The organism is Pseudomonas sp. BP01 (genome assembly GCF_022760795.1).
Classification (GTDB): Bacteria; Pseudomonadota; Gammaproteobacteria; order Pseudomonadales; family Pseudomonadaceae; genus Aquipseudomonas; species Aquipseudomonas putida_Q.
Window position 1 is genome coordinate 38,750 of the sequence record NZ_JAFBKA010000044.1, and the last position, 7,916, is coordinate 46,665.

At 64.1% G+C, this 7,916-nt stretch carries 6 protein-coding genes; 4 read left to right on the plus strand and 2 right to left on the minus strand.

Translation table 11 applies throughout. From position 1 onward, the window contains the following. Nucleotides 1-45 precede the first annotated feature (45 nt). Nucleotides 46-945 carry a LysR family transcriptional regulator gene (locus JOY50_RS26665; protein ID WP_132840849.1) on the plus strand — a complete coding sequence of 300 codons (900 nt, stop codon included), beginning with the start codon at nucleotides 46-48 and terminating at the stop codon, nucleotides 943-945. 130 nt (nucleotides 946-1,075) lie between these two features. On the opposite strand, the gene JOY50_RS26670 is transcribed toward JOY50_RS26665, so the two are convergent. Together JOY50_RS26670 and JOY50_RS26675 are read right to left on the minus strand one after the other, a co-directional pair. Further along, the gene (locus tag JOY50_RS26670) at nucleotides 1,076-2,215 is read right to left on the minus strand and encodes a glycerate kinase (RefSeq protein WP_132840847.1); all 1,140 of its coding nucleotides are present in this window, start codon (nucleotides 2,213-2,215) and stop codon (nucleotides 1,076-1,078) included. Nucleotides 2,216-2,439: 224 nt separating this feature from the next. Beyond that, nucleotides 2,440-3,537 (minus strand): sugar diacid recognition domain-containing protein, encoded by a 1,098-nt coding sequence (locus JOY50_RS26675; RefSeq protein WP_243056089.1) that lies wholly within the window; start codon nucleotides 3,535-3,537, stop codon nucleotides 2,440-2,442. Between the two features lie 163 nt (nucleotides 3,538-3,700). On the opposite strand from JOY50_RS26675, the gene JOY50_RS26680 reads away from it, so the two are divergent. The 3 genes from JOY50_RS26680 (at nucleotide 3,701) to JOY50_RS26690 (ending at nucleotide 7,875) form a co-directional block, all read left to right on the plus strand. Then, the gene (locus JOY50_RS26680) at nucleotides 3,701-5,029 is read left to right on the plus strand and encodes an MFS transporter (RefSeq protein WP_243056090.1); all 1,329 of its coding nucleotides are present in this window, start codon (nucleotides 3,701-3,703) and stop codon (nucleotides 5,027-5,029) included. Nucleotides 5,030-5,271: 242 nt separating this feature from the next. Continuing rightward, nucleotides 5,272-6,792, plus strand: a complete 1,521-nt coding sequence (locus tag JOY50_RS26685; protein WP_132840839.1) for an FAD-dependent oxidoreductase — start codon at nucleotides 5,272-5,274, stop codon at nucleotides 6,790-6,792. Between the two features lie 72 nt (nucleotides 6,793-6,864). Next, a complete protein-coding gene (locus JOY50_RS26690) occupies nucleotides 6,865-7,875 on the plus strand; it encodes an aldo/keto reductase (protein WP_132840837.1) in 1,011 nt (336 codons plus the stop codon). The last annotated feature ends 41 nt before the right edge of the window (nucleotides 7,876-7,916 follow it).

Genomic DNA, 7,916 nt, shown 5'->3' on the forward strand with positions numbered 1-7,916 from the left:
TCTGATGGATATCACCGCCGAGTAGCCACGCAGTAGGAATATTGGATGATCGAAACACGTTTGCTCAGGCAGTTCATCGCTGTGGCCGAAGAATTGCACTTTCACAAGGCCGCCGAACGCCTGCACATGGCGCAGCCGCCGCTGAGTCAGGCGATCAACCGCCTTGAAGAAAAATTGGGCTTCAGCCTGCTGCTGCGTAACAAGCGCGGGGTGCGCTTGACCGCAGCGGGTGCGGCGTTTCTCGACACGGCCTACCGCACGCTGGCTGAGCTGGAACAAGGGATCGAATACGCCCGCAATGTGTCTTCAGGGGTCAGCGGCAAGCTGACCATCACCGCCATTTCCATTGCCTATTACGACTCGCTACTGAGTAGCTTGCGGCGTTTTCGCGAGACTTACCCGAACGTGCAGTTGACCATTCGCGAAATGCCATCCGCCTCGCAGGCCAAGGCTCTGCTGGCCGGTGAGGCGGACATCGGCTTCATGCGCAGGCTGCCGCTGCCGACCGGCGCCCTTGAAGCACGTTTGTTGCTTGACGAGCAGATCGTCATGGCCTTGCCCGCCAGCCACCCCAAGGCACAGCAGGGAGAAGTCGACCTGTGCGAGTTTGCCGATGAGGATTTCGTATTCACCCCGCAAGCCTTGGGCGGTGGCTATCACGCGCAGCTGCTGGCGCTGTGTGAGGCGGCGGGTTTTTATCCCAAGGTCGTGCAGGAGGCGGCGCAGATCCATACACTGCTGGGCCTGGTAGCCTGCGGTTTTGGCGTGGCCCTGGTGCCGGCCTCGTTCGTCGGTTCCACTGCGCGTGAGCGCGTGCAGTTCTGCGCGATCCGGCCGCTCAATGAGCAACCCGCGCCCGGGATCGGCCTGTACATGAAATGGAATGCCCAGAACGCTTCGCCAGCATTGGCCAACTTCATTGCCATGTTCGAGACGCAGGAGTGAAGCTTTTGTAGGAGCGGCCTTGTGTCGCGAAAAGGGCTGCATAGCAGCCCCAGGATTTCTGCATTGACGCGAATACGCCTGAGGCTGCTACGCAGCCCTTTCGCGACACAAGGCCGCTCCTACACGATGTTCATGTTCGCTTTGCAACGCGCCACAGCCGACCAATGTCACAAGCCCGCGCCTGCAGCAACTGCGCAGCATTGGCACAAGCCTGCTCCAGGCTTATCGGCCCGCTGGCCAACGCAAATGCAGCATCGACCCCATGGGCATACAACTGCTGATAACCTTCACCCAACGTCCCGGCCAGCACCACCACTGGCACGCCATGACGCTTGGCTACCCGGGACACCCCCATCGGCGTCTTGCCGCGCAATGTCTGGGCATCGAAACGGCCTTCGCCTGTCACCACCAGATCTGCCCCCTGCACCAGGGCATCGAGGCCAGCCAGCTCAGCCACCACCTCCACTCCCGGGCGGAACTGTGCGCCCATGAACGCACGGGCGGCGAAGCCCATGCCACCGGCAGCGCCACAACCTGGGTAATCCCGTACATCCTCACCCAGCAGCTGGGCGCAATGGTCGGCAAAATGGCCTAGCGCCTGGTCCAGCGCCTGCACCTGCTGCGGGCTGGCCCCCTTCTGCGGGCCAAAGATTGCAGAAGCACCATTGGTGCCGCACAGCGGGTTGTCGACATCGGCCGCCACTTCGAATTGCACTTCGGCGAGCCGTGGGTCGAGATCGCTGGCGTCAATGCGGGCCAGCTTGGCCAGGGCCAGGCCGCCCTCTTCCAGCGCTTGCCCGTCAGCGTCCAGCAGGCGCAGGCCGAGTGCGCGCAACATGCCGCTGCCGGCATCGTTCGTGGCGCTGCCGCCGATGGCCAGTACCACCCGTTGCGCGCCGGCGGCCAAGGCTGCGGCGATGAGTTCGCCAGTGCCCCAGGTGCTGCTGCGGCAAGCGTCGCGCTGGCCGGTTGGTACCAGTTGCAGGCCACTGGCCTGGGCCATTTCAATGATCGCGGTACGGCTATGCGGCATCCAGCCCCAGCCGGCCTCCACGCTTTGCCCCAGTGGCCCACGCACGGTCTGGCGGCGCAGTTCGCCGTGGCTGGCGGCCAGGATCGCCTCCATGGTGCCTTCGCCACCGTCAGCCATCGGGCACTCGACCAGCTCTGCGTCCGGCCACGCCTCGCGCAGGCCTGCGGCGATAGCGCGGGCAACACCGGCAGCGTCGAGGCTGTCCTTGAACGAGTCGGGGGCAATGACGATTTTCATGGGGATTCTCCTGTCCTGATGAGCGGCATGCTGACAGCTGTTCGCCAAGGGGGCCTCGGTCAAATGCACAAAACGCTGGACGGGTTGTTTGGGCGGATGCCTTTTTGCCTGCACTGGCCCTATCGCCGGCAAGCCAGCTCCCACAGGTGTGATACAGCCCTGAGGGCAGCATGCATCCTGTGGGAGCTGGCTTGCCGGCGATAGGGCCAGTGCAGGTGAATACTTCAGGCTGCTGGCAACAGCTGCAACCCCAAGTACAAACTAAGCATCCCTTCCATGCGTAGCGGGTCGACCTCGCCCAGTTCGGCAATCCGCTCCAGCCGGTAGCGCAGGCTGTTGCGGTGGATGCCCAGGGCATCGGCGCAGGCCTGGCTCTGGCCGTCATGGGCGCACCAGGCACGCAGGGTGGTGAGCAACTGGCCGCTGTTGTCCCTGGCGCGAATGCGCTGCAGTGGCTCCAGCAGTTCATCCAGCGCGTCATCGTTGCGGTGGCGCCACAGCAGCGCCGGCAGCCGGTACCGCTGCAGGCTGAGCAAGCGTTCGGTGGGCAATACCTCGCGGCCGTAGGCCAGCAAGTCACGTACCCGGCGGTACCCACGGCGCAACTGCTCCAGGCTTTGCGCGGCACTGCCCAGGGCTAGCCGCTCCACGTCCCAGCCGTGACGTTGCAGGCGCTCCAGCAGGCGCGGCTCATCCAGTGCCACGCTGGCCGGCCGGCACCACAGTAATGACTGGCGGGCCGGGCTGACACACCAGCTGTCCGGGTACCGACTCGTCAACCACGCCGACAACGCCTCGGCGGGTGGCCCCGAGGCCAGTTCGAACAGGCAAGGTACCCGCGGCAGCTGAGGCTTCAGGCCCAATTGCCGGGCTTCGTCGAGCAGCCGGGGTGAATCACCGCTGCCGCCCAACAACAGCGCCAGCAAATCATTACAGCGCTGCCGTCGCCATTGCTGGTCGGCCTGTAGATGGCGCTGGGCCAACAGCATCTCGGCGGTCATGCGTACCAGCTCACCATAGGTGCGTACCTGCTGTGGGTCTCCGGTCAGGCCCAGTACACCCATCAGCCGGCCATCAAGCATCAGTGGCAGGTTCACCCCGGGCTGCACACCCTTGAGGCACTTGGCCGCGTCAGTATCCAGTTCGACGATTCGGCCGTTGGCCAAAACCAGTTGCGCCCCCTCGTGACGGGTGTTGATGCGCTCCGGCTCGCCGCTGCCCAGGATCAAGCCCTGGCTGTCCATGACATTGACGTTGCACGGGAGAATGGCCATTGCCCGGTCAACGATATCCTGTGCCAGGTCATGGTCGAGTTCGAACATTGCGTGGTCCTTTAGGTGTTAGGCTTTTGGGCTCGGGCACAGCAGCCTGGGCCAAGCACTGTGCAAAAGCACAAAGACAGGCTAGCCGCAGTCCCCGAGACTCGTCAGGGCGAGCGCCGGAACAGGCGACGCGGCGAAAACCATAACAACAGAGAACCCGATCATGGCACACAGCCCCGCCCCTGACCAAGGCACGGACACCACCCGCAACGCGCTGTACCGGCGCATCACCCTGCGGCTGATTCCGTTCATTTTCATCTGCTACCTGTTCAACTACCTGGACCGCGTCAACGTCGGCTTTGCCAAGCTGCAGATGCTCGACGCCCTGAAATTCAGCGAAACGGTGTACGGCCTTGGCGCCGGCATCTTCTTCATCGGTTACGTGCTCTGCGGTCTGCCAAGCAACCTGGCACTCAACCGCTTCGGCCCGCGGCGCTGGATTGCGCTGATGATGATTGCCTGGGGCAGCCTGTCCACCTGCCTGCTGTTCGTCACCACCCCCACCGAATTCTACGCCCTGCGTCTGCTCACCGGCGCTGCCGAAGCAGGCTTCTTCCCGGGCGTGGTGCTGTACCTTTCGCGCTGGTTCCCGGCCGCCCGTCGCGGGCGCATCATGGCCCTGTTCATGTCGGCGATCCCGGTATCGGGCCTGCTCGGCGGGCCGTTTTCCGGCTGGATCCTCCAGCACTTCGCCGCCGGCCAACACGGCCTGGCCGGCTGGCAATGGATGTTCCTGATCCAGGGCCTGCCCACCGTTGCCCTGGGTGTACTGGCGGTGTTCCTGCTCAGCGACGGCTTCCAGAAAGCCGCCTGGCTGAGCCCGGCCGAACGCCAGCTGATCGCCAACGACCTCGAAGCCGATGCTGCGGGTAAGCCGAAAACCACGGGCGATGGCGTGCTCGCCGTGTTGACCAACCCGCTGATCTGGACCTTTGGCTTCGTCTATTTCTGCATCCAGAGTGGCGTGTACGCGATCAACTTCTGGTTGCCGTCGATCATCAAGAACATGGGCTTCGACAACCCACTGCTGATCGGCTGGCTCAGCGCCATCCCGTACCTGCTGGCAGGTGTGTTCATGATCCTTTGCGGCCGCTCGGCGGACCTGCGCAACGAGCGCCGCTGGCACCTTGTGGTGCCGATGCTGATGGGCGCCGTCGGCCTGCTGATTGCGGTGAACTTCGCCGGCAACCCAGCCATTGCCATTCTGGGCCTGTCGATCGCCACCATGGGCGCGCTGACCGGGCTGCCGATGTTTTGGCCGATACCAACCGCCCTGCTCAGCGCCGGTACAGCCGTTGCCGGCCTGGCGATCATCAACTCCGTGGGGCAGATGGCAGGCTTCCTCAGCCCGTACCTGGTGGGGTTCATCAAGGACCAGACCGGTTCCACCGATGCCGCGCTGTATTCGCTGGCGGCATTGATCGTGCTGGGTAGCCTGGTGGCCCTGCGTGTCACGCGGTCGGGTGCGCTGAGTTCTGCACGGGCCAGTTGAGCCTGCTGCCGGGTGAGCCCGTTCCCACAGGCATGCCACAGCCTTCGAGTCTGTGGTGACCCTGTGGGGGCCCACACGGAAACCGCAATGTCCTGGCCTGTGATGATCCTGTGGGAGCGGGTTCACCCGCGAAGAGGCCCGCCAGGCCACCCAACATCTCCCTCCTCCACCGATCGTCGGTTCAACGCATCCCCTCCCTACCCCAGGCGTCAAATGGTTCCAAAGGCCCTTTGGAGAACCCCATGACCCAGCACGCCGTGGCCCCTCTGGCCCAACTCGACGAACACAGGCCCTTGCGCGTTCAGGCCGGCAATGAAGAGCTCATCATCATTCGCCAGGGCGATCAGGTTCATGCCTACCAGGGCAACTGCCCCCACGCAGGTGCCCCACTGGACGAAGGCGTGGTATGCGGCGGCTTGCTGGTCTGCCCTTGGCACAAGGCTGCATTCGCCGTCGATGACGGGGTGGTCTGCGAACCACCAGCGCTGGCTGACCTGCGCCGCTACAAGGCTTGGGTGAAGGACGATGAAGTCTGGGTAGACGACCAGCCTCTGCCACCCATCGAGCCACCCAGGCACAGCGACGCCCGCTGCTTCGTTGTGGTCGGTGCCGGTGCGGCTGGCAGCGCCGCGGTTGCGACCCTGCTGGCCCATGGCTTCGCTGGCCGGCTGGTATGGATCGACCAGGAACGCCAACCGGCCTACGACCGCACCGCGCTGAGCAAATTCGTGATTGCCGGGCAGATGACGCCGGATGAAGTGCCGGCGTTGCTCGAAGCCGATGCCCTGCGCAAGGGGCAGTTGGAGCGCAAGCACGGTAAGGTGCGCACCTTGAACAGTCACAAACGCCAACTGATGCTGGCCGATGGCCAACAGATCGGTTACGACGGCTGCCTGCTCGCCAGCGGCGGCAAAGCACTGCGCCCCGACATCCCCGGCGTCGACTTGCCCGGCGTACTCACCTTGCGCTCGCGTGAGGATGCCGCACGGTTGCTCGACGCAGCCGAACCCGGCCAGCCGGCGGTGATCGTGGGTGACGGCTTCATCGGCCTGGAAGCAGCCTCGGCCCTGAGCAAGTACGGGGTTCAGGTGCACGTGGTGACTCGCCATGAGGTCCCGCTTGCCAAGCAGCTAGGTGATCGCATCGGGCGCAGCATCCGCGCATTACATGAGCGCAAAGGGGTCACCTTTCATGGCCCCACTGAGGTCCAGCGGTTCGAAGGCCAGGACAAAGTCGAAGCGGTGCTGCTGGCCAACGGTGAACGCCTGCAGACGCCACTGGTACTGCTCGGCACCGGCGTGAAACCGGCCACCGCCTTCCTTCAGGGCGTGCAGCTGAACGAGGACAACTCGTTGCGGGTCGATGCCGAACTGCGCGCCGCTGACGGTTTGTGGGCCGCAGGTGACATCGCTACTTTCCCGCTCTCAGGGCGCCCGGTACGCATCGAGCACTGGCGCCTGGCCCAGCAACACGGGGTGATCGCCGCCGGCAACATGCTCGGCGAGCAGCGCCGCTACGCCGACGTGCCATTCTTCTGGACCTACCAGCACGGCCGCACCTATGAAGTGCTCGGCCATGCGCGGGAGTGGAACCGGATCGAGTTCGTCGGTGAGCCGGAACACGGCGATTTCATTGCCCTTCAGTGTGTGGATGAACAGGTCGAGGCCGTAATCGCCAAGGGTTACTCCGATGCCATGGCGACGCTTTCGCAGCGCCTGAAGCGCCCCTTGAGCCTGCAGGAGGCGATCGCGCTGATTGGCTGAAAGCCGCCTTTCAAAGCGCCCCGGTTGTGTGTAAAACAGGTGGATCAGCCGACTGCAAAAGGACCAACGCGCATGATCTACCGCCCTCTCGGCCACAGTGGCCTGCAGGTTTCCGCCCTTACCCTGGGCAGCATGATGTTCGGCGAGCAGACCAGCACCGAGGACGCCCTGCGCATCATCGACAAGGCTTGGGACCAGGGCGTCAACTTCATCGACACCGCCGACGTTTACAACGCCGGGCGTTCGGAAGAAATCGTCGGTGAAGCAGTGGCGCGCCATCGCCAGGACTGGATCGTCGCCAGCAAGGTTGGTTTCGGCCCGGCCGACGGCCTGCCAAACCGCAGCGGGTTGTCGCGCAAGCACATCTTCAACGCGTTGGAAGCCACACTGACGCGCATGGGCATGGACTATCTGGATATCTACTACCTGCACCGCGAAGACCACAAGGTGCCGCTGGAAGAGACCGTACAGGCCATTGGCGACCTGCTGCGCCAGGGCAAGATCCGCTACTGGGGCGTGTCCAACTTCCGTGGCTGGCGCATTGCCGAGGTCTGCCACATTGCCGAGCGACTGGGTGTGCCCAAGCCCGTGGTCAGCCAGCCGCTGTACAACATCGTCAACCGCCAGGCCGAGCCGGAGCAGCTTGCTGCAGCCGCCGCACACGGGCTGGGCGTGGTGCCATTCAGCCCATTGGCCCGAGGCGTACTCAGTGGCAAGTATGCGCCGGGGGCTGTGCCCGATGCCGGCAGCCGCGCCGGGCGCCAGGACAAGCGCATCATGGAGGTGGAATGGCGCCAGGAGTCGCTGGCTATCGCCCGGCAGATCCAGGGTTATGTAGGGGCCAAGGGCGTGGGAATTGTCGAGTTTGCCATTGCCTGGGTGCTGAACAACCAATCGGTGAGTTCGGCGATTGTCGGGCCGCGTACCGAGGAACAGTGGGATACCTATGGTGGTGCATTGGCGGTGAAGATCACGGCGGAGGATGAAGCGTTCATTGACTCGCTGGTGACGCCGGGGCATGCATCGACGCCGGGGTTCAATGATGTGGCCCACTATGTGAGCGGGCGGTTGGCCCGTAGCTGATTATTGCCTGTACCGGCCTCTTCGCGGGTTTACCCGCGAAG

What these genes read in the sequence shown, in the direction of transcription:
- JOY50_RS26690 (WP_132840837.1), top strand. Translation starts at nt 6,865, where the DNA reads ATGATCTACCGCCCTCTCGGCCACAGTGGCCTGCAGGTTTCCGCCCTT.
- JOY50_RS26675 (WP_243056089.1), bottom strand. Translation starts at nt 3,537, where the DNA reads ATGTTCGAACTCGACCATGACCTGGCACAGGATATCGTTGACCGGGCA.
- JOY50_RS26685 (WP_132840839.1), top strand. Translation starts at nt 5,272, where the DNA reads ATGACCCAGCACGCCGTGGCCCCTCTGGCCCAACTCGACGAACACAGG.
- JOY50_RS26670 (WP_132840847.1), bottom strand. Translation starts at nt 2,215, where the DNA reads ATGAAAATCGTCATTGCCCCCGACTCGTTCAAGGACAGCCTCGACGCT.
- JOY50_RS26680 (WP_243056090.1), top strand. Translation starts at nt 3,701, where the DNA reads ATGGCACACAGCCCCGCCCCTGACCAAGGCACGGACACCACCCGCAAC.
- JOY50_RS26665 (WP_132840849.1), top strand. Translation starts at nt 46, where the DNA reads ATGATCGAAACACGTTTGCTCAGGCAGTTCATCGCTGTGGCCGAAGAA.